The organism is Parasulfuritortus cantonensis, assembly GCF_004337445.1.
In the GTDB taxonomy this organism is placed as follows: domain Bacteria; phylum Pseudomonadota; class Gammaproteobacteria; order Burkholderiales; family Thiobacillaceae; genus Parasulfuritortus; species Parasulfuritortus cantonensis.
Window position 1 is genome coordinate 26026 of sequence record NZ_SJZB01000034.1, and the last position, 25249, is coordinate 51274.

A 25249-nucleotide genomic window follows, 5' to 3' on the forward strand; every position below is an offset into this window, starting at 1 on the left:
GCACCTGCACAAGCGCGAGCAATCGATCGAGCCGGGCGCGGGCGCTGGATCACGTCGGTCGTCGTGGCCAGGGTCCGCTCCCTCGACGCCGAACCGGTCGCTCGGGAAGCAAGGCGCTTCGGTGAACTATTGCGCGGCGCACTATATATATTTTCAATGATGTAACAATGTAATTATTTTAATTTCCAATATTTGCTCGGTTAATACACCGCGCCGCCCAACCGGGCGGAAGGCGTGCCACCCCGGCCGGCGGGTATCGGGTTCCCCCGGCGGCCCGGCCTCGCCGCTGGCCCGGTCCCGGCGGCGCCTCAGTCGATCACGGTCACCCGCCCGGCCCGGCCGTCCACCCGCAGCCGCTGGCCGTTGCTGACCGCGGCCAGGATGCCGTGCACCGCCATCACCGCCGGGATGCCCATCTCGCGCGCCGTCACGGCGCCGTGCGAGAGCGGGCCGCCGCTCTCGGTGACCACCGCGCAGGCGGAATAGAACAGCGGCGTCCAGGCCGGGTTGGTGGTGCGGGCGACCAGGACGGCGCCCTTGGGGAAGTTGGCGAAGTCGTCCGGCGAGTGGACAAGGTAGACTTCGCCCTCGGCCTGGCCGGGGCTGCCGGGCAGGCCGGTGAGGTCGCCAGCGCCGGCCTCGGTGGCGGCCGCTTCGCCCAGCACCCAGGCCGGTGGCGCGGCGCGGTCGGCCAGGTAGGCGGCCTTCTCGGCGCGCACCGCCTCGGCCAGGCGGTCCCAGCGCGCCGCGTCGTCGGCGCGGATGGCCGCGTCGAGCGCCTCGTAGCGGCAGAAGAACACGTCCATGGGCTCGGCCACCACGTCGCGCCGGGCCAGGCGGTGGCCCAGCTCGGCCAGGCCCCGGCGCAGGGGCAGGGTGAGGCGGGTGGTCTGGTAATGCTCGACGTCGTCCAGGGTGGTGTAGGCGCGCGCCAGGCGCAGCAGCTCGTGCATGAAGAAGTGCAGCGCGGCCGGCAGCTTGGCGAACAGGGCGATCTCGGCCTGCAGCTGGCGTCGGCGCAGGGCGTGTTCCTTGTCCTCCGGCTCCTCGGCGGGCGGCGCCGCGGCCATCAGGCGCAGGTTGTCGAGGACCACCCAGGGGGCCTCGCGCCAGGTGGGGTGGTAGGGATCGAAGTCCGTCTCCCGGTGGCCGTGGTCGGCCAGGAACTTCTCGAACCGGGCGGCGAAGCGAGGATGCCCGGCCAGGCCGTCCCCGCTTGACAGTTCCCGCGACGGCCGGGCGTCGACCAGGGCGTGCAGGGCGGCGTCGGCGCGGATGTCGCGGGCCAGGCCGTAGAGTTCCTTGTTGATCACCCCGGTCTTGGTCTCGCAGTGGGCCATTAAATCATCGAACAGCTGCGCGCCGGCCTCGGCGCCGCCGGCGAGCATGGACAGCAGGCCGAGCAGGACCTTGTACAGGGTGCGCTGGGTGATGGAGATGGCGATGTTGGGCAGGAAGTAGTCGCTGCCCAGCCGGTTGACCTTGAGCACGTAGTCCCAGACGCCGCGCAGGTCCTTGTCGGCGAGCGGCTCGGCCATGAACTCGCCGATGCCCAGGAGATAGCGGTCGAGGTCGCGCGACCATTCCATGGGCAGGCTCTGGACCCAGGCGAAGCGTTCCCGGATGGTCGGCAGCTGCGCCTCCAGGTCGGCCAGCGACGTGATCTTGAAGGGCGCGCGGGCGCCGTACAGCTCGACCGCGTTCTGGTTGCCGTAGATGTAGTGGCCGTGGATGCCGAACCACTTGCCGGCGAAGGGCGGGTAGCCCATGAGGCGGAAGGAGTGGTTGAGCGAGCGATGGAAGCCTTCCTCCACCATGTCCCAGGCCAGCGGCGTGATGGCGTTGGGAAAGCGTTCGGCCGATTCGTCCCGGGTCCAGCGCGCCGGGATGCTGGTGACCGGGCGCGACTGCAGCAGGTGCAGGCCGGCGGCGTCGAAGCCCCATTCGATGTCCTGGGGGAACTGGTAGGCGGCCTCGACCCGGCGCATCAGGTCGGCCAGTTCGCCCAGGCGCGCCTCGGTCAGGCAGGGCAGGGCGCTCTCGGCGTCGTCGATCTCCACCTCCTCGGAACCCTGTTCGGCGCAGCGCACCCGGCGGGTCTTGCGGCCGATCCGGCTGGACAGGAGGGTGCCGTCCTTGGCCAGGACGTATTGGTCGACCTCGCCCTCGCCGCTGACCACCGACTCGCCCAGGCCATAGTTGGCGTTGACCAGCATCTCGTCGAGCGCGCCGCTGACCGGGTTGACCGTGAAGCCGACCCCGGCCACTTCGCAGCGCACCATGCTCTGCACCACCACGGCCATGGTGGCCTCGCGCTGGCCGAAGCCCTGGCGCCGGCGGTAGGCGATGGCCCGGTCCTGCCACAGGGAGGCGAAGCAGTCGCGTACCCGGTCGAGTATGGCGTCGGCGCCGATGACGTTGAGGAAGGTATCGTGCTGGCCGGCGAAGGCGGCCGAGGCGAGGTCCTCGAAGGTGGACGAGGAACGCACCGAGAAGGCGGCCTCCGCCGGGAACCCGGCCAGGCCGGCGCGGATCGCCGCCGCCACCTCGGCGGGCAGTGCGACCCGGTGCAGTTGCGCGCGCAGTTCGGCGGCCTCGGCGACCAGGGCGGTGGGGTCGTCGAAGCTGAACGACTCGACCCGGTCCAGGAGGTCGCCGGCCGCCCGCACGAAGGCACGGTAGGCGTCGGCGCCGACCACGAAGCCGGGCGGCACCGGGAAGCCGCGCTGGGTCAGGATGGCCAGGTTGGCGCCCTTGCCGCCCACCAGTTCGGTTTCGACGGCCGCCGGGGCGGAGAAGGCGAAGGTCCAGGTCACGAGTCTATCCTTTCGAGGCGGTATTGCCGTTCGGCGACCCGGAGCGCGAACAGCGCCAGGGCGACGCCGGCCAGCACGTCGATGAAGTAGTGGTAGCGGAGGTATTGGGTGGACAGCCAGAGCAGGACGCACGGTCCCAGGTAGGCCCAGAAGCGCCGGCGCTTGTGGCGGAAATCGAAGCCGAGCAGGTAGCCTGACACGGCGACGTGCAGGCTGGGGAAGACGTCGACGCCGATGCTGCCCTGGCGCACCAGTTCGGCGTTCCACGCGGTCAGCTGCCCGCCTGCCAGCGGCGCGGCGAAGTCGTAGGCGAGATAGGGGCCGGCGGCCGGCACCAGGGTGTAGCCGAGGAAGCCGATGCCGTAGAGCGAGAAGAGGCCGGCCACGAAGGCCTTGAGCCGGGGCAGCTCGCCGACGAAGTAGTAGATCAGGCTGAACAGCAGGTAGGGGAAGAACAGCAGATAGGCCAGGCTGAACAGCTCGGTCAGGGCAGGATTGGCGTAGGGCTGCAGCAGGAAGGCCGGCGAGTCGGGCAGGAGGATGCGGTCGATGGCGCGCAGGTCGGCGTCGAAGCGGTAGGCGGTGAGCGCCGGGATGGCGTTGCGCATCTCCTGGAAATACAGGTTCATGGCGACCGGGTAGTAGAGCAGGCGCCAGCGCCACGCCGTCGCGGTGGCGCGCCGTTCCCCCCAGACCGCCAGGCCGGCGGCGAGGCCGAGGCCGGCCAGGTAGATCAGGGCGTCGCCGCCCAGCACGCCCTGGGCCGCGACCAGGCGCAGCCAGGTCAGGGCCAGGTAGGCGCCGAACAGCCATTCGTGCGGCAGCAGGCGCGCCATTCAGACGCCCGCCCCGGTCATGGCGCGGTCGATGGCGGTGTGCCATTCGAGCAGGCGGGCGCGCAGGCCGCCGCCCCGGGCCAGGTTGGCCAGGCTCACGGCCAGCTTGCGCAGCCGGTACAGGGAACGCAGGCCGAGCCAGGACAGTGCCGCGTAGGCCGGCCAGAGCAGGCCGTGGCCCGAGGCCAGGGCGGCGGCCAGGAGCAGGCCGGCCCAAAGGGCGAGGCCGGGCACCCCGACCAGCAGGCGCCAGAGCGCGACGGTGTTGGGCGCATCGGCGAAGCGCCGGCCGGCCCAACGCGCGGCCAGGACGGCCGGCAGGTTGAGGACCAGGGCGGTGGCCACCGGCGCCGCCAGCAGGGCGGCCAGGACGGCGTAGGCCCAGGCATGCCGGATCGGCATCAGGGGCACGCCCTGGTGCAGGCGCGGCCGGCTGGCCTCGACCTCGGCGCGCATCTCGGCGGCGACGGCGGCCAGGTCCGGCGTGCCGCGTTCGAGGGCCTTGAGGGCGGCGAAGTAGGAGCGTCCGGTACCCAGGCTGGCGGCATAGGCCAGGCGCTGCCAGTCGGCCCAGGTGTCGGCGTCGGGCGCGTTCACGCCGACCGCCTCCATGGCCTCGGTGATGCGCCGGTGCAGCAGGCGCACGGCCTCGGCTTCGGTCAATCCCTCCGGCAGGGTGGTGTCGACCGCCTCGCCGACCACCAGCTCGACGTCGCTTTGCCAGTCCGGTGCCGCCTCGTAGTGGATGCCGAGCGGCACCACGGCGGGCCGCGTGCCCTCGGCCAGGAGGCGGTACAGGATGCGCGCCGCGCCCTTCTGGAAGGGCAGGTGGCGGGGACCGAGGTCGCTGCTGCCCTCGGGCAGGACGAACAGGGCGCCGCCCGCCGCGACCTGGTTCACGCAGGCACCGAGGGCGGCCAGGTTGTCCACCGCCATGCCGCGCTCGGCGTCCTTGGCGCGCGCCACCTCGATGCCGCGGAAGAACATCCGGCCGATCGCGCTGCGGCGCAGCTGGGTGGAGATCATGAACACCGCGCGCGGCAGCGCGGCGGCGTAGACGAAGCCGTCGACGGCGCCGTTGCGATGCAGGCCGAGATAGAGAACCGGGCCGGCCCCGGGCAGGCGTTCCGGATGGAGGACGCTGACCCGGTGATAGTAGAGCCGGGTCAGGAAGCGGTTGAACCAGTGGCCCGAGGGGGCGTGCGCCGGTGGCATCGGGGTGGTTGTCCTTCGTATGGTTCCGATGGGGCGGGATCGGCCCGATTATCCCGGAACGCGCCGGTGAGTAAAGACCATGCCGCGACCAGGCCGAAGGCACTGGCGCGACCGCCGCAACCGGCCTAGTCTCGCGCTATCGGATCGGCAAGGAGACAGCATGGTGCGCGATGGGGACGTGGAGGTCGGCCGGCGGCCGGGTTGGGAAAGCCCGGCGCGGGGGGCGGCCTGATGGGGCCGCGCGGCATCGCCGCGGTCGTTGCGCTGGCCGTCGCGGTCGGCCTGGCCGGTTTCATCCAGTGGCAGCATGGCCCGGCCGGGGAACTTCGGCGCTTGCTCGGCCCGGACGGCCGGGCCTTGGCCGGTGGCGCCCGCCTGGCCGCCTGGCAGCCGGATCCGGACGCCAGGCCCATGGGCTACTACCTGCAGCGCCGCCTCGACGCCGCCGCCTGCCGTGCGCTGGCCACCTCGACCGGCCTGGTGCCGGCGCCCGTGCCGGCGCTCGCCGAGGCCGTCTGGCGCCTCCCGGCCGGTCTCGATTTCCCCGGCTGGGTGGCCCCGGCGGCCACCCCGGGGCGCGCCGTCCAGGCCAGCGGCCGGGTCGGCCAGGCGGTGGTCTGGTTGCGCTGCTACGATGGAAATGCCTACTTGGTCGTCCTGCCGGCGTCACCCTGACGGCGGGACGTGGTTCCGAAAGCGGAGGCATGGCGAAATGGATAAGCGCACTTTCCTGATGTTCGTCCCGCTGCTGGCCGCCTGCGCGACGTCGGCCACGCCGGAACCGGCCGACAAGCCGGACGCCGGCGCCGACGGCAAGCAGATCAAGGACATCGCGGCGACCCCCCTGAGCGATCTCAACCTGGTCCGGACCAAGATCCCGGACGTGCTGACGGCGGCGCGCAAGTCGCCCTACGGCGCGCCGGCCGACGGCGGCTGCACGGCCCTGGCGGAGCAGGTCAAGGCACTCGACGAGGTGCTCGGACCGGACCTCGACCGTTCCAGGAAGGATACCGACGAGGGCCTGGTCGAGCGGGGTGCCGACTTCATCGGCGAGACCGCGGTGGACACGGCGCGCCATGCCGCGGCGGGCATCCTGCCGTTCCGTTCCTGGATACGCAAACTGTCCGGGGCGGAGCGGCATTCCAAGGAGGTGTCGGCGGCGATCGCCGCAGGCATCGTCCGGCGCGCCTACCTGAAGGGCCTGGGCCAGGCGGCCGGGTGTCCGGCGCCGGCGGCACCGGCGGTCAGGCCGGCCGCCGGGGAGGGCGTCTCGCGGGGCGCCGCCGAGCCACCGGCATAGCGTTGTCCCGGGGCCGGCCGGACTGGACGCCCGGCGGCGCGGATGGCCGGGGAGCCGGCGTGCGCCGGGGCGGTTCTAGGGGTCGGCGACGAAGCCGAGCGACACCGAGTTGAGGCAGTAGCGCAGCCGGGTCGGCGCCGGGCCGTCCGGGAAGACGTGGCCGAGGTGGCCGTCGCAGCGGGCGCAGCGTATCTCGGTGCGGATCATGCCGTGGCTGGTGTCGCGCAGCTCGCGGATGTGTTCGGGATCGCAGGGTTGGTAGAAGCTGGGCCAGCCGGTGCCGGACTCGAACTTGGTCTCGGCGCGGAACAACGGCAGACCGCACAACCGGCACACGAAGGTGCCCGGGCGTTTCTCCTTGAGCAGGCCGCCGCAGAAGGGCGGCTCGGTGCCCTGGTAAAGGATGACCCGGCGTTCCTCTTCGCTCAGCCCGGCCGCCAGCGCCGCCTTTGCCTCGGCGCTGGGTGGGGTGAGGTCGTGGCCGGAGGCGGAACGGCTCATCGGAACAGGCGGGCCATGGCGTCGAGGCCATCCTGCACGGTTTGGCGCAGGTCGTCGGGAGTCTCCTCCTCCTCGCGCAGCATGGAGAAGAAGATGTCCAGGCTCTTCAGGGCGCAGGCCATGCGGGCGACGTCCTCGGCGACCTTGGGGTCCATCTGCACCCCCTCCTGCAGGATCCAGTTGCTCGATTGTTCCATTTGTTTTGTCTCCTCATTTTGGCTGGATTGAACGCGCGCGGGACTGCGCGTCAGGAGACTTGTAACGGAAAACGCCAGGCCTGGCTAGTCGGTAGAAGTGCTTCCTTCGCGCCGGTGGCGCACCTTCTTGACCACCTTGGCGGCGACGTAGGCGGCGAACTCGTCGACGTTGTCGTAGTCCTCGGCCATGGCCAGCTCGGTGAGGCCGTCGATCAGCTTGCGGGTAGCTTCGATGGCCTGCAGGCTGCGCCCGCAGACCAGGCAGTTGACGTTGTCGTCGCGGCAGGCGGTCTTGCCCGCGCAGGGTTTGAACTGGCTCATGGCTGGGTTCCGGTCATGGATAGGTGGAGTAGGGTGGCGACGTGGATGGGCTTGCGGCCGCTGCCGTCCTCGATCTGGTGCCGGCAGGAGAAGCCGTCGGCGACGATGACGGCGTCGCCGGCCGCGCGCACGGCGGGCAGCAAGGCCTGTTCGGCCATCTGCATGGAGATGTCGTAGTGCTCGGCCTCGAGGCCGAAGGCGCCGGCCATGCCGCAGCAGCTGGACTCGATCAGCTCGAACTCGAACCCCGGTATCCAGCCCAGCACCTTGCGCACCGATTTCATGGCGCCGAACGCCTTCTGGTGGCAATGGCCGTGCACCAGCGCCCGGCCCGGGGTGATCGGCTTGAGCGGCAGGCGCAGGCCCTTGTTGTATTCGTGCAGGAGGAATTCCTCGAACAGCCAGGCCTGCTTGGCCAGGGGGGCTACGTCCGGGCCCAGGCCAAGGCAGTAGAACTCGTCGCGCAGGGCGAGCAGGCAGGACGGCTCCAGGCCGACCACCGGCACGCCCTCGGCCAGGGCCGGGGCGAGGGCGGCGAGGGTGCGCCTGGCCTCGTGCCGGGCCTGCTCGACCAGGCCGGCCGAGAGGTAGGTGCGGCCGCAGCAGAGCGGCCGCTCGGGCTCGGCGTCGTCGGGCGCGGGCCGGGCCACCCGGACCCGGTAGCCGGCGGCCTCGAGCACCGCCCGGGCGTCTTCGGCGACCTCGGGCTCGAAATGGTGGCTGAAGGTGTCGACGAACAGGATCACGGTACCGCGCGGGGCCTCGGCGGCCGGTTCCGGGGCGATGGCGGCGAAGGGCTGCGGGGCCGGCGCCGGCAACGGCCGGCGGGCGGCGATGCCGAGCAGTTTCTCGGCCAGGCGGGCGAGCAGCGGCGAGCGGGCGCGCCAGCGCAGGGCCGTGGCCAGGGCCCGCCGGCGCCGGTGCAGCCAGGCCGGCAGGCCGGCCAGCAGGCGGCTGCGCAGCGGTGCGCCCAGGCGCTCGTTGCGCTGGGCCAGGTATTCGGTCTTGATCAGGGTCATGTCGACCGCGGACGGGCATTCCTTCTTGCAGGCCTTGCAGGAGACGCACAACTCCATGGCCTCGGCCAGGGCCGGGTGGGCGAACGGGTCGTCGCCCAGTTCGCCGTTCAGGGCGGCCTTGAAGGCGGCGACGCGGGCCTGGGTGGAATGGGCCGGGTCGCCGGTGACCCGGTAGCTCGGGCACATGACGCCCTTGCCGTCGCGCTGGCATTGCCGGTTGTTCATGCACACCGCCACCGCCTTGGCGTAGTTGCCGCCGGTGGCCGGGATGCCGGCGTAGGCGTCGCCGGCGCCGTAGGTATCGTAGGCGGACCAGTCCAGATGGGTTTTCATGAATAGAGGGGAAGCAAGCCGGGTGCCACGGTCCCTGGCCAGGCGACGGAGGTATTGGCCGATTCGGCCTTCGTCCTTACCGCCCGGGCGGGAATCCTGTCGAATCAAAGGCCTGGCCGCCCGCCAGGACGGCCCCGGCCGCCCGGCCGGGGTGGCCGCCGGCGGTGGCCCGGCGCTATCCGCCTTGTCGCGCCCGGGACAATTTCCGGGGGCCGTGCGGATGCGCCGGACAGGCGGGATTTCGTTTTTGCCCCGGACGGATGCCAAAATCGCCCTGTCGATGCGAGCGAGCGAGGTAGTTTCATGGCCATCCCCTGGCTGACGGTGTTGACCAGCGTGCCCTGGTCCGATGTCATCAACAACGCGCCCAAGGTCGCCGACGGCGCCAAGCGGCTCTGGCAGGCGATGGGCCGGGGTCGTTCCGGCGACGCGGCGGTGCCGGTCGAGGCGTCCGCCGCCCCCGCGCCGGCCGATGCCGTCCCGGCCCGGGTCGCCGCCCTGGAGGCCGAGACGGCCGCGCTGCGCCGGCAACTGCTCGCCTCCGGCGAGTTGATCAAGGAACTGGCGGAGCAGAATGCCAGCCTGGTCGAGCGCATCGAACTCAACCGCCGACGCCTGGTCGGCGTGGCCTGGCTGACCCTGGCGGCCCTGCTCGCCGGTGTTGCCGCACTGGTCGTCGCGCTGGGCCGCTGAGCGGCCGTCCTACTTGCCGGTTGCGGCCCGGAGGGCGTGCATGGTCTGGGCGTACAGCTTGACGAACCAGTAGCCGTAGTCGAGCGCCAGGTCGATGGACAAGGCCGCGACGCCGACGACGATGAGTATCGTCGGCAGATATCTGCGCAGCCACTCGTAGGGGTCTCGTCTGGTCATTGCTATGTCTGTCCGCCTCCGGGGCGATGCCACCGGACGGCCGCTGCCGGCCCTGCCGACATCATCGGCAGACAACGGCGATTCCTGAGACTGCCAATAGGGAATTTCCATCTTTCGGCACTGAAATCCGCCGGCTGGCTCAACTGCCGAACGCCAGGGCGAGGGCGACCTTGCCCAACAGCGAGGTGATGATCTCGCCGAACAGGCCGGCCACGTCGATGGTCAGGGCGATCAGGCCGCCGTTCAGGATCAGGTCCGGCAGTAATTTCATGGTGTCCTCCTTGGTTTGTGTGCTATCGCCGTCCGGCCGCCGCGGCGCCCGGGGTGTCGTCGGGCCGCGATGGGACGTCCCGGCCGACATCCGGGTAATCGGCCGGGGCGCGGCGACACTCGATCCGTCCGTGGAGGTAGGCGGATCGAGTCTTTGGTGGTAGTACGGGTGTATCAGGAGGGGGCCGGCCGCCGCCGCGTCAGCGGGACGGCCGGTACATCACGGTGCCGGCGGCGCGGCCGCCGGGAGCGTGCCCGCCCGGCCGGCCGCGGTCGGGGGTCCGGCTCAGCGGCCGCGGCCGCCCGAGTGGTGGTTGGCGCCGGTGGCCCGGCCGCCCTTGACCTCGCCGCCCGGCCGCGCCTTGGGGCGCGGGGCGCCGCCCGCCTTGGCCCCGGCGGGTTTGCCGGCGGCCGGCTTGGCGGGAGCGGGCTTGGCCCCGGCCGGCTTGCTACCCGCCGGCTTGGCGGCGGCCGGACGGCGGCCGGGCTGGCCGCGCTGGTGGTCCGGGCTGCGCAGCTGGATCGGTTCCGGCTTGGCGTTCGGGTCGGGCTCGAAGCCGGCCACCACCTGCCTGGGCAGTTGCCGCTTGATGAGGCGCTCGATGCCCTTCAGGTAGTCCAGTTCGTCGACGCAGACCAGGGAGAGCGCCTCGCCTTCGGCGCCGGCCCGGCCGGTACGGCCGATGCGGTGGACGTAGTCCTCGGGGATGTTGGGCAACTCGTAGTTGACGACGTGCGGCAACTCGTTGATGTCGATGCCGCGCGCCGCGATGTCGGTGGCCACCAGGACCTGCAGCTTGCCGCTCTTGAACTCGCTCAGGGCGCGCGTGCGGGCCGCCTGGCTCTTGTTGCCGTGGATGGCCAGGGCCGGGATGCCGTCCTTGCCGAGCTGCTCGGCCAGGCGGTTGGCGCCGTGCTTGGTGCGCGTGAAGACCAGGACCTGGTACCACTGCCGGGTCTGGATCAGGTGCGACAGGAGCTGGCGCTTCTTGTCGCGGTCGACCGAGTAGACGGTCTGGGCGACGGTGTCGGCGGTGGCGTTGCGGCGCGCCACCTCGATCAGCGCCGGACGGTCGAGCAGGCTGTCGGCGAGGGCCTTGATGTCGTCCGAGAAGGTGGCCGAGAAGAGCAGGTTCTGGCGCTGCTTCGGGAGCAGGGCGAGGACCTTCCGGATGTCGCGGATGAAGCCCATGTCGAGCATGCGGTCGGCTTCGTCGAGGACCAGGATCTGGACCTGCGAGAGGTCCAGCGTCTTCTGCTCGACGTGGTCGAGCAGGCGGCCCGGGGTGGCGACCAGGATGTCGACCCGGCTGCGCAGGCGCTGGATCTGCGGGTTGATGCTGACGCCGCCGAACATGACCATGGAGGCGAGCCGGGTGTGCTTGCCGTAGATGCGTACCGACTCCTCGACCTGGGCGGCCAGTTCGCGGGTCGGCGTCAGGATGAGTGCGCGCACCGGCGCCCGGCCCGCGGCCGGGCCCTTGGCCGTCTTGTCGGACAAGCGCTGCAGGATGGGCAGGACGAAGCCGGCGGTCTTGCCGGTGCCGGTCTGCGCGCCGGCCAGCAGGTCGCCGCCGGAGAGCACGGCCGGAATCGCCTGGGCCTGGATCGGCGTCGGGGTGACGTAGCCGTGCTCGGTGACGGCACGGACGATTTCCTCGGCCAGGCCGAGATCGGAAAACTTCATGGGAACTCCGGAAATTACATCGGCCGGTCACCACGGCGACGTTGCAGTCGCGGGGCGGGTGCCAGTCAGGGGCGGATGCGGGTAGGGGATACGAGCCACCAATAGGCGCGGCAGGGAGACTGGTTCGGGTGCCGCGGCGGCGATCATAGCAGAGCGGCGCGCGTTTGCCGCGCCGAAATCGTCGGGAACCCGGTCGCCCGGTCGGCGTCGGACTTGCAGGACCGCACACTGGGGAGACCGATATGGAAGCCATACTGAGCCGCCTCGGCGGACATTCCGTCGAGGGCCTGGCCCGCCTCTACGAGGCCGGCCTGCACATCGCCGTCATCCTGCTCCTGGCCTGGTTGGCGCTGCGCTACTCGGGGCGCGCCATCCGCGCCCTGAAGGCCTTCCTGATGACCCAGGCCGGCGACGACCCGGACGAGGTCAAACGCATCGACACCCTCGGCCGCGTGTTCCGCTACCTGGCCTCGGTGGCCATCGTCCTGGTCGCCGCCATGCTGGTGCTGAGCGCGCTGGGCATCTCGATCGCGCCCGTCCTGGCCACCGCCGGGGTGCTCGGCATCGCGGTCGGCTTCGGCGCCCAGAGCCTGGTCAAGGACTACTTCTCCGGCTTCTTCCTGCTCCTCGAGGACCAGTTGCGCCAGGGCGACGTGGTCGAGGTGGCCGGCAAGGGCGGCCTGGTCGAGGAGGTGACCCTGCGCTACATCAAGCTGCGCGACTACGAGGGCAACGTCCACTACGTCCCCAACGGCGCCGTCAGCACGGTCACCAACATGAGCCGCGGCCATTCCTATTCGGTGATCGACGTCGGCGTCGCCTACCGCGAGGACCTCGACGAGGTCATGGCGGTGATGCGCACGGTCGGCGCCGCGCTGCGCCAGGACCCGGACATGGCACGGCGCATCCTGGACGACCTGGAGATGGCCGGGGTCGACAAGTGGGCCGACTCGGCGGTGGTGATCCGCTGCCGCTTCAAGGTCCAGCCGCTCGAGCAGTGGGGGGTGCGGCGCGAGTTCCTGCGCCGTCTCAAGCGGGCCTTCGACGAGCGTGGCATCGAGATCCCCTTCCCGCACCTGACCGTGTATCCCGGCCAGGCCAAGGACGGCTCGGCGCCGGCCCTGCAGATGGCGCTCGACCGGCGGCGGGCCTGAGCCGGCGGCGCGCGATTTAACATTACTGAAATATTGCTGGCGCGCCGGACTGGTATGTTCGCCATCTACCGAAATTGCCCCTGGAATACGTGCAAATGGACACCCGCTACATGCTCGAAGCCAAGAAACACCAGATCGAGGTCAACCTGGCCGCCCTCTTCGACGAGGTCGGCAATGCCATCGACGCGGCCATCCGCTGCCTGGTGAAGAAGGATCAGGGCGTGTGCGAGGCGCTCATCCGCAACGACGTCAACCTGAACGAGAAGCGTCGCCTGCTGGAGCAGGACTGCCTGGTCGCGATCGCCTCGCAGCAGCCCGTGGCGCACGACCTGCGCGACATCATCGCCGACATGCGCATCACCTCCGAGCTGGAGCGCATGGGCGACTACGCCGCCGACATCGCGGCCAGCGTGCTCGAGATGGATGGCGACGACCTGTCGGCGCTCGGCCTGCTCGACGTCCAGCGCATGTCCGGCCTGTGCCAGGACATGCTCAGCCACGCCATGCGCGCACACCGCGAGAACGACGCCGCCCTGGCGCGCCGCGTCGGTGCCGACGATGACGAGCTGGACGCCTTGCTGCACCACCTGAGCGGCGCCCTGATGGATGCCATGCGCGCCAATCCGGCCCACGTCCACAACGGCTCGCGCATGCTCTGGATCGCCCACAACCTGGAGCGTTGCGGCGACCGCGCCACCAACATCGCGGAACAAGTCATCTTCCGCGTCGAAGGGGTCGAAGTCGAACTGAACTGACCGGCGCCCGTCCGGACCCGGGTTTTCGCGGCCCGGCCGGCTGCCGTAGACTTTGCCCCGTCTGCAACCGACGAGGTACCCCATGTCCCGACTCGCACTGCACTGGCAGGTGGTCATCGCCCTTGCCCTCGCGCTCCTGGCCGGACTGGCGACGACGCCGGACAGCCGGCTGTTCGGCGTCTCCGTCCTGGCGATCTATGGTTTCCTGGGCAGCCTGTTCCTGAACGCCCTGAAGATGCTGATCGTGCCGCTGATCGTTACCTCGATCATCGCCGGGGTCAGCGGCAGCGGCGCCGCCGAGGGGCTGGGCCGGCTGGGCGGCAAGACCCTGGCCTATTACCTGACCACCACCCTGCTCGCGGTTTTGGTCGGCCTGGCCATGGTCAACCTGGTCCAGCCGGGCGTGCTGGACGGCGTCCCCGCGGCCCGCAGCCTGGGCCTCGACGCCGGCACCGGCGCGGCCCTCGCCAAGGTGGCCGACCGCGACGCCGGCGACCTGGTGGAGATCTTCCTGCGCATGGTGCCGCCCAACATCGTCGCCGCGGCCGCCGAGGGCGAGATGCTCGGCCTGATCGTCTTCAGCCTGCTGTTCGGCTACTTCGTCACCCGCCTGCCCGCCGACCTGGCCGGCACCCAGCGGCGTTTCTGGGAGGGCGCGGCCCAGGCTATGCTCAAGTTCACCGAGCTGGTGATGCGCTTCGCGCCCATCGGCGTGTTCGGCCTGGTCGCCAAGGTGGTCGCCGGTTCCGGCCTCGACAGCTTCCGGTCCCTGGCCGAGTTCTTCTTCACCGTCCTGGCCGCCCTGGCGATCCACATGTTCGTGGTCCTGCCGGTGCTGGTGCGGGTGTTCGGCCGGGCCAGCCCGTGGCGGCATTTCCGCGCCATGAGCCCGGCCATGCTGACCGCCTTCTCGACCGCCTCGTCCTCGGCGACCCTGCCGCTGACCATGGACTGCGTGGAGAAGCGGGCCGGCGTGTCCGAGCGGGTCAGCTCCTTCGTCCTGCCCCTGGGCGCCACCGTCAACATGGACGGCACGGCGCTGTACGAATGCGTGGCGGTGCTGTTCATCGCCCAGGCCTACGGCGTCGACCTGTCCTTCGCCCAGCAATTGACGGTGGTCCTGCTCGCCCTCCTGACCTCGATCGGCGTGGCCGGCATCCCGGCCGCCAGCCTGGTCGCCATCACCCTGATCCTGGGCCATTTCGGCTTGCCGGCCGAGGCGATCGGCCTGATCCTGGCCACCGACCGGGTCCTCGACATGTGCCGCACCAGCGTCAACATGTTCAGCGACTCCTGCGGCGCCGTGGTGATCGCCCGCAGCGAGGGCGAGCGTCCCCTGGCGCAGGCGACCGGTTGAGCGGGCGCCGTCAATCGGGACAGGCCGTCTCGCCGGGCGCCGGCGGGGCGCGGAACAGGAACCAGTTGATGTTCCAGGGCTGGATTTGCTCGCTGTCGCCGATGATCCAGGTGCGCCGGGCCAGCCACGGCTTCTGCATGACGTAGCTGCCGCTCCACTCGGTGATGCGCGGGTGGCCGTCCAGCGTGAAGTGGGCGCGCACCGTCCAGCCGTACTGGCCGCAGGCCTGCAACGGCATTTCCAGGCGGTGTTCGGGGGTTGCCAGGCCGGCATGCGCCGCGGTCCCGACGGCGCACCGGCACGGCCTGCTAAACCCCCTTCGGACCTCCAGGATTTTGCGAACCCACCGACGGGTGAAACGACCCCCAGACCATTTCCTTAGGCAAACGTTACCGATATCGATGGCCTCGGCGCTACGCCCTACACAACACAGAGGCGCGTTGCCGCGTGCGCAAGCGGAAGGTAGGGCGCTTGCGCCTCTTCAGACCGTTGCAAAGACATGCCGACGAGGCGCAGACTGACCAAGAACGACGGCGTGCCCTGTTTTCGTGCTGTGCACGGGTTACACCGCCGACGCTCGGTCTATCCGCGGCAGTGATTCGGACGGATGGGCCAGTGGAAACTAGTCCGAAACCATGAGGCAGTGGAACAACTGACTTCGTCTACGAAATAAGAAAAACAAAATGCAGGAGCGCCCGATTTTTCCAACCGCTAGACAACGGGTCCGGTTGTTTAGGAAGGCCGTCTGCGGCTTACGGCTTCCCACGCTCCTGTCTTCGGATGCCCGCTACGGGTGTGTATAGCGCTGGCTCTGTTATACATATAAATCGATTTGTACGCTTTATTAAAATAAATATTCGGTGGTAACTATGGTTTGTTCGTTTGGATATATTCAAAGAATTAATGCGGGGGCAAAGACTAAATATTTTTTGTATGTGTATTCGCTCTTTCTTGTGTGGTACATGGTTCGTGTTTTGATATCGCACCCACGAATCTACCTGGATACCATGTTGCAGGACGTATTTATTTTTCAGGACGGAATATATCGTGTTTCATTGGGACAAATTCCGCATCTAGATTACCATACGCCGTTAGGCGCGTTTTGTTATTACCTGCCGATAATTGCGGGAAATATTCCGAGTTTTGGTCCGACAATCCAGCACGGACTGGCGCTGCTAACAATCCTTTTTGCTTTGATGGCGGTTCGCATCGCGGTTACGCGTTTGGATGGTGTTGTCGGATTCTTGTATGTCACCTACGTTGTTTTAATGCTCGCCGCTCCAGCGACGATACAGGCGGGTGGGGACGAAGTAACCTTTGCGATGTTTTATAATCGAATTGGCTACGCATTCTTGATATTGCTGATCGGATATTTCAAAAAAACTATTGGAGAGTGTGACGTAAAGATAGATATTGTATATTTTATTATTTCTGGTTTTTTGTTGCTCCATCTTAAGGTAAGCTATTTCGCGGCGTGGGGTGGAATAATCCTGCTGCTGTTTATGTCACGGCCTGAGTTGCGTCGCGCGATTTTTATTTCATTGTTGCTACTCTTTGGAATTTGTTTGGTGATGTTTTGGAGTGTTCCAGAATTCTATTTCGCATATTGGAAGGATATCGGGGAGTCGGCGATCGCTAAGGCCGGTAGCGTTGATGTTGTTGGGAGGTTCTGGAAAGTTGTCGGGAACAATTATATTTATCTTAGCGTGGTGGTGGGCAGTGCGTGGATCGTGGCGCGTAATGACGCCGAGTCCACAGTTGGGCGCCTGATTCCTCTGGTGGTTTCCGTCGCGATATTTTTCGGGAGTGTTTTAATTTACATTGGTAACTACCAACGTCAATTATTCGTTTTGCCGGAAATTTTTGTTCTCGTGTTAGCCACTCAAATAACCCATGGCCAATCAGAGAAACGGCGGGATGGACGGCTTTCATATGCTCTTCTGCTGCTGTTGAGTCTGCTCTACATCGGGCCCGAGATGCTTAATAGGATCTCGGCAACGCGTACCTACTGGCGTAATGAAAATCACCCGATCATGTATACGTTTCCTGTGCCTACTGAGCTCTCAAGTCGCTTTATTGTACGTGAAGCACGATATTCGCTATTTTATGAGTTATCAAAAAAACATTCGATAACCATCGGTGGGCTTCGGGAATATTTCAAGGGACGTAACCCGCGCCAGGAAATATTTCAAGAGGATTATTTGTATTCGGTTGGACGTGGTGTCGAAGTGCTGAAAGAGGTTCAGCGCCAATTCGGCCGCGGAAGCGTGGTTACGTTTGATTTTTCCAACCCATTCCCGTATCTGATGGCGTTGCCGCCGTCATCGGGCGATTACCTCTGGTATCACGATGGCGTAAATATTTCACATGGAAACATCGCGCCAGCGGCCGCCGTAGTGGGTGGAGCAAAATATATTTTGATTCCGGAGGTGCCGGCGCGAGTGGCGAGTCGCGATTTCTTGGTGGACGAATTTGGAGACTACGTGATTACTCATTTTGAGCTGCTGTACCACGACGAAATGTGGCTGGTGTGGGGGCGAAGGTGAATTACCCGCACGGGACGTTGTTCGTGGCAGCCAAGCGGAAACGTGGTGGGGACGGAAGTCCAATTTCAAAATAAGCGCCCAATACAAAAAGCTTAACGCCGAGCTCAATTGGGGCCGATACAGATGTTGACTCCGCGTGACTGCGTGCAGTTAAAGGCCCGAGCCGTCAGTGGGCGAATTCTCGCCATATCGGTGTTGTCCAACACTAATACGTTCGCAGTCTGAAGAATGCGTTTAAGTCGTTCGCGATTTGCCGGCCAATACCTACTTTTGTCCGAGGTGGACTGCGCAGGAAGCCGGTCGACGACGAACGCATTGTAACCAGCGAAGGCTTGGTGAAACGGAAGGCTCGTTAGGGTCACGGAGCGGCGGTCAATGCTTTTCGCGGCCGCGAATACGACACTTCCCTGGCTAAAGTTCATCTTCGAAATGTCTGTAACTACTCTCACGTAGGGGGCGATAGTCAGAATTCCAAGAATGCCAAGGACGAAGAATTTGGTGGTGGATTTTTGGGCATGGATATAGATGATCAGCATGCCGATTATTACTAAAAGAAAACGCCGAAATATCTTGGCGTGAGCATGACAAGGAGGTGGGGTGGCAAAAATGTATATTTTACTAATGGAAAAAGATACAGAAAAAGCATTCCATATCTCGCCACTGAGCTATTATCGAGCTTTTGAGAGGTGATGTCCGACAGGGGGCGAGGGTAAACGGCGCCGTAGCGCCAGCAGGTAACGTAAAATGCGACATAAAGGGATGTTGGGACGACAAATAGAAGGATGTTTTTAAGTGTCGGGTGGTATAGGAAGGTCGTGAAATAGAAGAAATATAACAGATAGCCTGCACAAAATAGCAAAGCTGAGAAAAAAAGCGCCACAGATAGGCGTCTTCTGCCACGGAGTAGGAGGTGAAGGGCGGCAAGTAAAGAGAAATATATAAACTCTTCGCGGGTACATGCGAGGGCAAGAAAGATTAAAAATACGGCTTTAGCGTTTAATTCCCATTCTATAAAAGCAAACAATATCAGGGTGAAACTAATTAATAGAACATATACTCGTAGATCGTAATTTGCAAATTCTAAAAACCTGGAAGCAGAATTATTGTGGCAAAACTTGTTAGTGTTTTTGCGTGGTCCGTGTGGCGGACGAATAGTGATAAGGCCAACAGAATCGCGGCAGCGGCGGCTCCGGCGAACAGGGTGGCGACCAGAGGCTCGCCACCTAACTGATAAAGCGCGGATATGGGATATGTGATTGGTGAGAAATGGATGTCGGAAAATATATTTGGGTAGCCGTCGGTACCGGAGAATCCATAAGCATTAAAGCCTTCCGGATTTATATTGATAGTTCCAGTGTTGTTTGAACTGGTCTTTAGAATATATCCGGAAAGGTAGTACTGGAAATCCCTAGTGTGAAATCCGAGGTGGTTGCGTTTGAAGTAGTAATAAAGTAGAGACGCAATGACCAATATTGCGAACACAATGACGTTGTGCCGTTGTTGGGTTAAGACATTGCGTAGGCTTGTTGACATTTTTGGATCGATCAAGCGCGCTGCGATGATGGAAGGGGGCACCCAAGGCGCGATTGGTAAATGGCGGGATTTATTACAGTGATAATTTGTTGAATATTTTGGTTGGGATGTTCGTTATGATAAACATAATTAGCCGCCAGAAAGGCGGTGCATATATCTCGGAGCGACCTTTTATGATGCTGGCATGGATGTGCTTCGCAATCACGTCCGGACCTACCCAGAGTAATCCTTTCTTGAAATGCCTCGTCATGGGTGTATCGACGAAACCGGGCTTGATGGTCAGGACGTGGACGTTGGCTTTGGACAGGCGCTGGCGCAGCCCTTGGAGGAAGATCGACACGGCGCCCTTCGCGGCGCCATAGATGTAGTTGGACTGCCGACCCCGATCTCCTGCGACGGAACTGATCACGGCGATGGTCCCATGCTTTTGGGCCGCAAGGCGATTGGCAAGATGGGTTAGGACGGAGATGACGCTGACGGCGTTGTTGTTCAGTTCGCGATGGGCAAGTTCGAAGGAGCTTTCACAGGCCCGCTGGTCGCCTAGGGTGCCGTGCGCTACGAGGACGATGTCAATGGCGCCGAGTTGGGCGTGTGCGTGTGCGATGGCGGCCTCATGGGTCCCGAAGGCGGTTGCGTCGAAAGGGGCTGTCTGGACAGCGGTGGCGCCGCGTACCGCGAGGTCGTCAGCAATGGCGGCCAGTCGTTCTTGGTCGCGTGCCAGAAGATATAGTTGGGCGCCCTCGGTGGCCCATAGGCGGGCGGTGGCCTCGGCGATCGCGGACGTTGCGCCGATGATTAACACTCGGTTCATTGCAGCCCTAGTCGTTTCGATTGGATGGAAGCGAATTTCCCGTGGGCATGGTAACGGGAACGTACCTCTTCGAATTCCTGCCACTTGCGGTAGGATGTCTTGAACATGGATTCACTCATTCTGGCATCCTTTGCCAGATAGATGCGTCCACCTTGCTCAAGTACTAGGTGGTCGAGTTTCGCGAGCAGTTCGAATACGGCGGGCTCGGCTCGAAAATCTAACGCCAGCGTGTAGCCCATCATCGGAAAGGACAGAAGATTGCCGTTGGGTTTGCCAAGAAGTTTCAGTACCGCCAAGAACGATCCACGTCCGGACTCTGCAATATATTCCAATATGGTTTGTAGGCCACGGGGGCCGTTCTCGTGTGGCAGAACGAACTGGTACTGAACAAACCCGGGTTTGCCATACAGCCGATTCCAGTTGGCTAGCCTATCCAGCGGGTAGAAAAATGGCTCGAAAGCGACGTGGCGGGTCGAGCGGGCTCGCTGCGTCTTCTGATAATAAAGCGTGTTGAACGCGGCCACGGTACCGTGGTTAAGGAGGCTCGGCGGCGGATCAATCGGCACCGGCCATGCCTGCTTCGCGTTTACCGTGAGCGGCCCGGTTTCGGCATGTTCACCGAGCATCAGCAGGGAACGTCCAAGGTGCTTGCCGCGCGCCAGACAATCGATCCACGCCACCGAATAAGTCGCGGCGCTGTTCTCCTCAAAGGCGGTTAATACGTGTTCGAGATCGCGAAGCTTGACCGTCGTCTCGATTATCTGGCTGGACGCGATCGGCAGCAGGCGCACAGTCGCGGACAAGATCATTCCCGTCAGGCCCATACCTCCGCAGGTGGCATGAAACAACTCGGGGTGCTCCGTGGGTGAAGCTATGCGTCTTTCGCCATTGCCCAACAATATCTCGACCTGGGTTACATGGTTGCAGAAACTCCCATCGGCGTGGTGGTTTTTGCCATGTACGTCGCTCGCGATTGCACCACCGACAGTTATGTAACGCGTGCCGGGGGTCACTGGAAGGAACCAGCCGCGCGGGACGAAAACCCGTAATATCTGATCCAGGGTTTGTCCGGCAGAACATGTCAACAGCCCCGTCTTGCTGTCGAATGCCAGGAAATGGTCAAGGCGACGCGTGTCCAGGATTCGCTCTGCCAAGGCACTGTCACCGTAGCTGCGGCCCAGTCCACGTACGATTAGTGGAGATGCGGAAGCGATGTCTGCCGCGCATTCGCGATGGGTGGCAGGATACAGGACAGCCGCGTTGATCCGGGGGTACCTTCCCCAGCCATGCGCCTCCATCACGTAGCCCCCGCGGCGCGAGTCTTCGAAACGAATACGAAACGCTTATCCAGACGATACTTAATGAGATATCCGGCGGTTAGACCGATGGCGCCACCAAGGTAACGCATGGCATCCGTACCAAATAGCCGGTGAAACGCAAGTTCGGTTCCCCAAAAAATGGCTGTGGTGAACAAGCCGAGAAATGAGTAGAGGAAGAAAAGTTTGCTATCGTGCGCCAAGTTTTCTGCACTGAATTCGAAGATGTGCCGCTTCTCCAGCATGTATTTGACGGGCAAGCCAGTCGCTGTCCCGGCTAATACGGAAATTTCAATGGCCCACAAACCATGGTAAAGCCAAACAACGATTGCCTGGGTACCGAGGTTGGCAGCCGTGGAGATGGCCGCGAATAGGGCATAGAGGAGTGCGATGGTCGTCCCTGTTTTCATGCAATCACTCGGGCTAGCCCGAATACGGTGGCGAAGCCGGCAACGACAATCCAACTCGCTCGATCCTTGAGCGCAAATACGATCGGGTCGTCGTGCATCCATCCTCGGTGCGCAACGAGCCATACGCGGGAAACCCAGAACAACATCAGCGGGCAGGCCAGCCAGATCAACTGAGGGGTGTGATACAGCTCCGACGTGCGGGCATCCTGAATGTAGAGTGCTAGAACCAAAACCGATAGGTAGCCCGAGGCGACCCCCATGCTTGAGACGATTTCCAGGTCTTCATGAACATATCCACGCCCGCGTAGGCGTCCGTGCTTGCCATTATCCCGGGCGGCCTTCAGTTCACTGAAACGTTTGACGAAGGCAAGGGACAGAAATAGGAACATCGAAAAGGATAGCAACCAAAACGTCAGTGATACCGTGATCGCGACAGCTCCCGCGATGATTCGTAAGGTATAGAGGCCCGCAAGGGTCAGGACATCGACTGCGGCGAGTTGCTTTAGACGTAGCGAATAGGCCACGGTGAACAGGAAATAGGTCCCCAGCGCTCCTACAAAAGCCAGAGGGAGGAACAAGATAGCGAGGTAGAAGGCGGTTACCAGCAGCAGTGGCCACACCATCCAGCCGAGCGCCAAACTCAGGTCGCCGGCGGCGAAGGGGCGGCGCTGTTTGCGCGGATGATGGCGGTCATGAGCGATGTCGACGATGTCATTGAGAATGTAGACGCTGGACGCTGTGAGGCCAAAAACAACGAATGCGAAGCAGGCATGCAGCACGGCATAGGCGTCGCCATACTGGTGTGCCGACATGAGTGGTATGAACACCAGCAGGTTCTTGACCCACTGGTGTGGGCGCATTGCTTTGGCCAAGGAGCGCAACCGTGGTGCTCGGCCGTTGCAGATGACGTTTGCGACGTTACCTTGCGCGCGCGCGCGCTTAATCAGGCCACGTGAGGCGCTGACAACAAACGCCTGATTGGCCGACTGCCAGACCGGAAGGTCAGCGGCAGAATCGCCGACATAGTCGTAACCGCGTTCGCCATGGCGTTTTACGAGGATGTCCCGCTTTTCCCTCCCCTTAATGTTGAGCCGGCCCTCAGATGCGACCACTTCATCGAACAGCCCCAGGTGCTTCGCCACGGCCTCGGCCAGGATGCGATGGCTCGCCGTGGCGAGGATCAGGTGTCTGCCGAGACGCTTCTGTTCGCGCAGCCAGTCGATGACCTCTGCGTTGTAGGGAAGCGTGGAAGGGTCAATATCAACGATTTCAGCCAGTCGTTCCTTCAACTGGGCTCGGCCGGTAGCTAGCCAACCGAGCAGCCGAAAGACACCGAGGAAGTGCTGCGTAATAAATCTACTCGCTGTTTCGAACAGGAGGTCCGTTTTGATCAACGTGCCATCCAGGTCGACCACAAGCGGCAATGCGTACCTCATAGTATAAGAATGTGCCAAATGCTCAATCTGCAAATTCTCAGCCGATTTGACCCGAAAGGCAATTGAGATTCCCTCTATATGTCGCGGACTTCCGCGCGCGTCTCAACCGGATCGACCGTTGCATGCTCCCCGTCAATCGGGACAGGCCGTCTCGCCGGGCGCCGGCGGGGCGCGGAACAGGAACCAGTTGATGTTCCAGGGCTGGATTTGCTCGCTGTCGCCGATGATCCAGGTGCGCCGGGCCAGCCACGGCTTCTGCATGACGTAGCTGCCGCTCCACTCGGTGATGCGCGGGTGGCCGTCCAGCGTGAAGTGGGCGCGCACCGTCCAGCCGTACTGGCCGCAGGCCTGCAACGGCATTTCCAGGCGGTGTTCGGGGGTTGCCAGGCCGGTGCGCAGGTAGATGCGCGGGCCCGGCGTGAAGGGCGGCTTCTGCGGACAATCGAGGCCGCGGCTGATGCCGCAGCGCAGGATCACCGAGAAGGGCGTCTTGTTGGCGGTGACCGTATAGACCGCCAGGTCGTAGGACACGGCGCCGATCGGCGCCGCGCCGGCGGCCTGCAGGTCGATGGCGCGCGGGAAGGTCTCCCAGCGGAAGGTGGGCTGCAGGTCGCCGGTCAACTGGACATTGCGCCGCCACCTCGGCGGCGGCGGGTATTCCGGCTGGAGGACGTAATAGGGTGCGGCGAACAGGCCGGCCTTGGCCGGCGCCTGGTCCTCGGGCGGGTAGTAGAGACGGAAGAATTCCAGCACCACGGCCTCGGCGCTCGCCTGCATGGCCTTGTCGACGGCCTCGGTGAACAGCGCCGCATCGTCCTTCAGCCAGGCCGCCGCGGTTTGCGGCGCGCTGTGCACGTCATGCCTCAACTCGTCGAGCACGGCCCCGGTCCGTGGCTCGACCGCCCGGGCGCGCACGCTGAGGGTGAGGCCGTAGGGGGTGTCGTCGCCCTTCTTGGCGCCCGGGGTGAACTTGATCTCCATGAGGGCGACTTCCAGGACCTTGTCGGCACGGCTGGCGCGATAGTCGGGCTGGGCGTCCGGGGCGGCCGGGCCGAGTGCGTCGTCGACCTCGACTTGGCGCGCCGCCGATTGCCGGCGCACTTCGGCGACCATGTGGTCGCGCAGGCGTTCCTGCAGGCGGGCCGCGCGCGTCGCCCGTTCCCAGGCGCGCGCCGACTCGTCGATGGCCGCCGCGTTCGACCCGGACGCGGCGCCGCTGGCGGCCCCGGCGATGAGGCCGACCGGCACCATGATCGGTAGCATGAGGACGGTGAGCAGCGGATCGCCGCCGGCCCCCATGGAGATGGATTCGAACGCCCCCGCGGCGGCGCCGGCCGCGGCGTCGCCCGCGGCCGCGCGGCCCTTGCCGCGCAGGTGCGGGCCGCTGCTGCCGGCCGGCTGGAAGTGGGCCGAGACCACGGCCAGGGACTCGGGGTCGAGGCGAGGCGTCTCGGCCGGGTTGCGGGTCGGGGTCGGCGTCGCGGGCAGGTTGCCGCAGCCGGCCACGGACAGGGCGAAGGCCAGGGCGAGGCAATCCGCCAGCAGGCGCCTGCCACTCCCCGCGTGGACCCGACCCGAATGCGAGCTGCGTTGCATATCCGCCTCCGAACACGGTGGCCGTCACTCCCATCGTAGCCGCACGGGCGGCCGTGCGACAGGAGGGCGGGCGGCGCGTCAGCGCGGGATCGCGCGCATCAGGTCGAGGGCGATCCGGGCCGCCTCGGCTTCCTTGCCGGCGGCGGCCCGGAGGCGTTCGCGGTCGCGCTCCAGGCAGGCGTCGACGGCGCTGTGGGAACCGGCGCCGGCAATGCAGCAGAGGACCTCGAGGTTGGCCACCTCGGCCTCCAGCGCCGCCTCGCGCCAGGCATGCGCGGCGTCGAGCACGCCCAGCCAGTTGCGCACGCGCTTGTCCTGCATCTCCTGGTCGAGCCAGGCGAGCGTCCGGGCGGTCGCCTCGTTGGCGCGCAGGAGGGCGGCCGAGCGCTCGGCCTTGTGGGCGGCCAGGCCGGCCGCCGGGCTGGCCGCCTGCGCCGCCAGGCAGGCACACAGCAGGGCGGCGGCGAGCGGGGAGGTCCTGGCCATCGGGGCGGTCCGGGGGCGTCCTCAGCCGAACAGGTCGTCGATGTCGTCCTGGCTGATCTGCTCGGCCTGGCGCACCTGCGGGCCGGACAGGTTGCCCTCCGGCGCCTCCTCGATCAGCAGGTGGGCGAGACTGTCCTCGATGCGCTGAACGGTATCCAGCAGCTTGTTGATCACCTGGCCGACCAGGTCCTGGTAGGCCTGGGCCTGGACGATCTCGGTCAACTGGCCGGTCGAGGCGGCATGCTCCTCGCCGAGCCGGGCCAGGAAGGCGCGCAGCCGTTCGGACCGGGTCAACCGCGCCAGCTCGGCGGCCTCGGCCTGCTGGGCGTGCAGGCGGTCGCCGATCGCCTCGGCCGCGTTCAGGGTCTGGCTGGCGGCCTGCTCGGTCAGACTGGCGATATAGCGCAGGCGGTCGCGGGCGTTGCTGACCATGCGGTTCTCGGCGACCTCGCCTTCGCCGATCTCGCGCAGGGTGGCGCGCAAT

At 65.4% G+C, this 25249-nt stretch carries 27 protein-coding genes; 7 read left to right on the forward strand and 20 right to left on the reverse strand.

What is annotated here, in order from left to right; translation table 11 throughout:
* Nucleotides 1–308: 308 nt before the first annotated feature.
* Genes EZJ19_RS09445 through EZJ19_RS09455 form a run of 3 tightly spaced genes read right to left on the reverse strand, consistent with a single transcriptional unit; the run spans nt 309 to nt 4867 of the window.
* Nucleotides 309–2816 (reverse strand): PEP/pyruvate-binding domain-containing protein, encoded by a 2508-nt coding sequence (locus tag EZJ19_RS09445; protein WP_131446958.1) that lies wholly within the window; start codon nt 2814–2816, stop codon nt 309–311.
* Entirely contained in the window at nt 2813–3652 is an 840-nt protein-coding gene (locus EZJ19_RS09450) for a phosphatase PAP2 family protein (RefSeq protein WP_131446960.1), read from the reverse strand. The genes EZJ19_RS09445 and EZJ19_RS09450 overlap by 4 nt, the downstream gene beginning before the upstream one ends.
* Entirely contained in the window at nt 3653–4867 is a 1215-nt protein-coding gene (locus EZJ19_RS09455) for a 1-acyl-sn-glycerol-3-phosphate acyltransferase (protein ID WP_131446962.1), read from the reverse strand.
* Nucleotides 4868–5068: 201 nt separating this feature from the next.
* Between EZJ19_RS09455 and EZJ19_RS09460 the strand changes: the two genes are divergently transcribed.
* Both EZJ19_RS09460 and EZJ19_RS09465 read left to right on the forward strand, forming a co-directional pair.
* A complete protein-coding gene (locus EZJ19_RS09460; RefSeq protein WP_131446964.1) occupies nt 5069–5542 on the forward strand; it encodes a hypothetical protein in 474 nt (157 codons plus the stop codon).
* A gap of 37 nt (nt 5543–5579) precedes the next feature.
* Nucleotides 5580–6167 carry a hypothetical protein gene (locus EZJ19_RS09465; protein WP_206199384.1) on the forward strand — a complete coding sequence of 196 codons (588 nt, stop codon included), beginning with the start codon at nt 5580–5582 and terminating at the stop codon, nt 6165–6167.
* A 75-nt stretch (nt 6168–6242) separates the two neighbouring features.
* Here EZJ19_RS09465 and msrB read toward each other — a convergent pair whose 3' ends face one another.
* The 4 genes from msrB to EZJ19_RS09485 form a co-directional block, all read right to left on the reverse strand.
* Complete coding sequence (msrB, locus tag EZJ19_RS09470) at nt 6243–6668, reverse strand: peptide-methionine (R)-S-oxide reductase MsrB (protein WP_131446966.1); 426 nt, start codon at nt 6666–6668, stop codon at nt 6243–6245.
* On the reverse strand, nt 6665–6865 hold the full coding sequence (locus EZJ19_RS09475; RefSeq protein ID WP_131446968.1) for a hypothetical protein: 201 nt from the start codon (nt 6863–6865) through the stop codon (nt 6665–6667). The genes msrB and EZJ19_RS09475 overlap by 4 nt, the downstream gene beginning before the upstream one ends.
* A gap of 84 nt (nt 6866–6949) precedes the next feature.
* Nucleotides 6950–7186: a hypothetical protein gene (locus EZJ19_RS09480; RefSeq protein ID WP_131446970.1), complete on the reverse strand. Its 237-nt coding sequence runs from the start codon at nt 7184–7186 to the stop codon at nt 6950–6952.
* On the reverse strand, nt 7183–8538 hold the full coding sequence (locus tag EZJ19_RS09485; RefSeq protein WP_131446972.1) for a (Fe-S)-binding protein: 1356 nt from the start codon (nt 8536–8538) through the stop codon (nt 7183–7185). Before EZJ19_RS09485 ends, EZJ19_RS09480 begins: the two co-directional genes overlap by 4 nt.
* 303 nt (nt 8539–8841) lie before the next feature.
* Here EZJ19_RS09485 and EZJ19_RS09490 point away from each other — a divergent pair, with 303 nt between their 5' ends.
* A complete protein-coding gene (locus tag EZJ19_RS09490) occupies nt 8842–9231 on the forward strand; it encodes a hypothetical protein (protein WP_131446974.1) in 390 nt (129 codons plus the stop codon).
* 9 nt (nt 9232–9240) lie between these two features.
* On the opposite strand, the gene EZJ19_RS15870 is transcribed toward EZJ19_RS09490, so the two are convergent.
* The 3 genes from EZJ19_RS15870 to EZJ19_RS09495 all read right to left on the reverse strand — a co-directional run bounded on the left by EZJ19_RS15870 (nt 9241) and on the right by EZJ19_RS09495 (nt 11365).
* Nucleotides 9241–9408 (reverse strand): hypothetical protein, encoded by a 168-nt coding sequence (locus EZJ19_RS15870; RefSeq protein WP_165873536.1) that lies wholly within the window; start codon nt 9406–9408, stop codon nt 9241–9243.
* A gap of 139 nt (nt 9409–9547) precedes the next feature.
* Nucleotides 9548–9679 (reverse strand): hypothetical protein, encoded by a 132-nt coding sequence (locus EZJ19_RS16605; protein WP_276320105.1) that lies wholly within the window; start codon nt 9677–9679, stop codon nt 9548–9550.
* Nucleotides 9680–9964: 285 nt separating this feature from the next.
* Nucleotides 9965–11365, reverse strand: a complete 1401-nt coding sequence (locus EZJ19_RS09495; protein WP_131446976.1) for a DEAD/DEAH box helicase — start codon at nt 11363–11365, stop codon at nt 9965–9967.
* A gap of 242 nt (nt 11366–11607) precedes the next feature.
* On the opposite strand from EZJ19_RS09495, the gene EZJ19_RS09500 reads away from it, so the two are divergent.
* The 3 genes from EZJ19_RS09500 (at nt 11608) to EZJ19_RS09510 (ending at nt 14631) form a co-directional block, all read left to right on the forward strand.
* Nucleotides 11608–12519, forward strand: a complete 912-nt coding sequence (locus EZJ19_RS09500) for a mechanosensitive ion channel family protein (protein ID WP_131446978.1) — start codon at nt 11608–11610, stop codon at nt 12517–12519.
* Nucleotides 12520–12614: 95 nt separating this feature from the next.
* Complete coding sequence (gene phoU / locus EZJ19_RS09505) at nt 12615–13274, forward strand: phosphate signaling complex protein PhoU (protein ID WP_131446980.1); 660 nt, start codon at nt 12615–12617, stop codon at nt 13272–13274.
* An 82-nt stretch (nt 13275–13356) separates the two neighbouring features.
* Nucleotides 13357–14631 (forward strand): dicarboxylate/amino acid:cation symporter, encoded by a 1275-nt coding sequence (locus EZJ19_RS09510; RefSeq protein WP_131446982.1) that lies wholly within the window; start codon nt 13357–13359, stop codon nt 14629–14631.
* Between the two features lie 10 nt (nt 14632–14641).
* Here EZJ19_RS09510 and EZJ19_RS09515 read toward each other — a convergent pair whose 3' ends face one another.
* Nucleotides 14642–14863, reverse strand: a complete 222-nt coding sequence (locus EZJ19_RS09515) for a hypothetical protein (protein ID WP_131446984.1) — start codon at nt 14861–14863, stop codon at nt 14642–14644.
* A gap of 775 nt (nt 14864–15638) precedes the next feature.
* Between EZJ19_RS09515 and EZJ19_RS09520 the strand changes: the two genes are divergently transcribed.
* Nucleotides 15639–17177, forward strand: a complete 1539-nt coding sequence (locus EZJ19_RS09520; protein ID WP_131446986.1) for a hypothetical protein — start codon at nt 15639–15641, stop codon at nt 17175–17177.
* A gap of 104 nt (nt 17178–17281) precedes the next feature.
* Here the strand turns inward: EZJ19_RS09520 and EZJ19_RS09525 are convergent, their stop codons facing one another.
* From EZJ19_RS09525 to EZJ19_RS09565, 9 genes are all read right to left on the reverse strand, one after another.
* The gene (locus EZJ19_RS09525) at nt 17282–17713 is read right to left on the reverse strand and encodes a hypothetical protein (protein ID WP_131446988.1); all 432 of its coding nucleotides are present in this window, start codon (nt 17711–17713) and stop codon (nt 17282–17284) included.
* Nucleotides 17714–18257: 544 nt separating this feature from the next.
* The gene (locus tag EZJ19_RS09530; RefSeq protein ID WP_131446990.1) at nt 18258–18752 is read right to left on the reverse strand and encodes a hypothetical protein; all 495 of its coding nucleotides are present in this window, start codon (nt 18750–18752) and stop codon (nt 18258–18260) included.
* A gap of 31 nt (nt 18753–18783) precedes the next feature.
* The gene (locus EZJ19_RS09535) at nt 18784–19512 is read right to left on the reverse strand and encodes an SDR family oxidoreductase (RefSeq protein WP_206199385.1); all 729 of its coding nucleotides are present in this window, start codon (nt 19510–19512) and stop codon (nt 18784–18786) included.
* A 5-nt stretch (nt 19513–19517) separates the two neighbouring features.
* Nucleotides 19518–20819 carry an FAD-binding oxidoreductase gene (locus EZJ19_RS09540; protein WP_131447010.1) on the reverse strand — a complete coding sequence of 434 codons (1302 nt, stop codon included), beginning with the start codon at nt 20817–20819 and terminating at the stop codon, nt 19518–19520.
* Entirely contained in the window at nt 20819–21247 is a 429-nt protein-coding gene (locus tag EZJ19_RS09545) for a GtrA family protein (protein WP_131446994.1), read from the reverse strand. The genes EZJ19_RS09540 and EZJ19_RS09545 overlap by 1 nt, the downstream gene beginning before the upstream one ends.
* Nucleotides 21244–22671, reverse strand: coding sequence for a UbiA family prenyltransferase (locus EZJ19_RS09550; RefSeq protein WP_206199387.1), 1428 nt, complete (start codon nt 22669–22671; stop codon nt 21244–21246). Before EZJ19_RS09550 ends, EZJ19_RS09545 begins: the two co-directional genes overlap by 4 nt.
* Nucleotides 22672–22815: 144 nt before the next feature.
* Nucleotides 22816–24279 carry a hypothetical protein gene (locus EZJ19_RS09555; RefSeq protein WP_131446998.1) on the reverse strand — a complete coding sequence of 488 codons (1464 nt, stop codon included), beginning with the start codon at nt 24277–24279 and terminating at the stop codon, nt 22816–22818.
* Between the two features lie 78 nt (nt 24280–24357).
* On the reverse strand, nt 24358–24765 hold the full coding sequence (locus tag EZJ19_RS09560; protein WP_131447000.1) for a hypothetical protein: 408 nt from the start codon (nt 24763–24765) through the stop codon (nt 24358–24360).
* A 21-nt stretch (nt 24766–24786) separates the two neighbouring features.
* Nucleotides 24787–25249, reverse strand: a 463-nt coding sequence (locus EZJ19_RS09565; RefSeq protein WP_165873537.1) for a protein phosphatase CheZ, incomplete at its 5' end; no start/stop codon positions are given.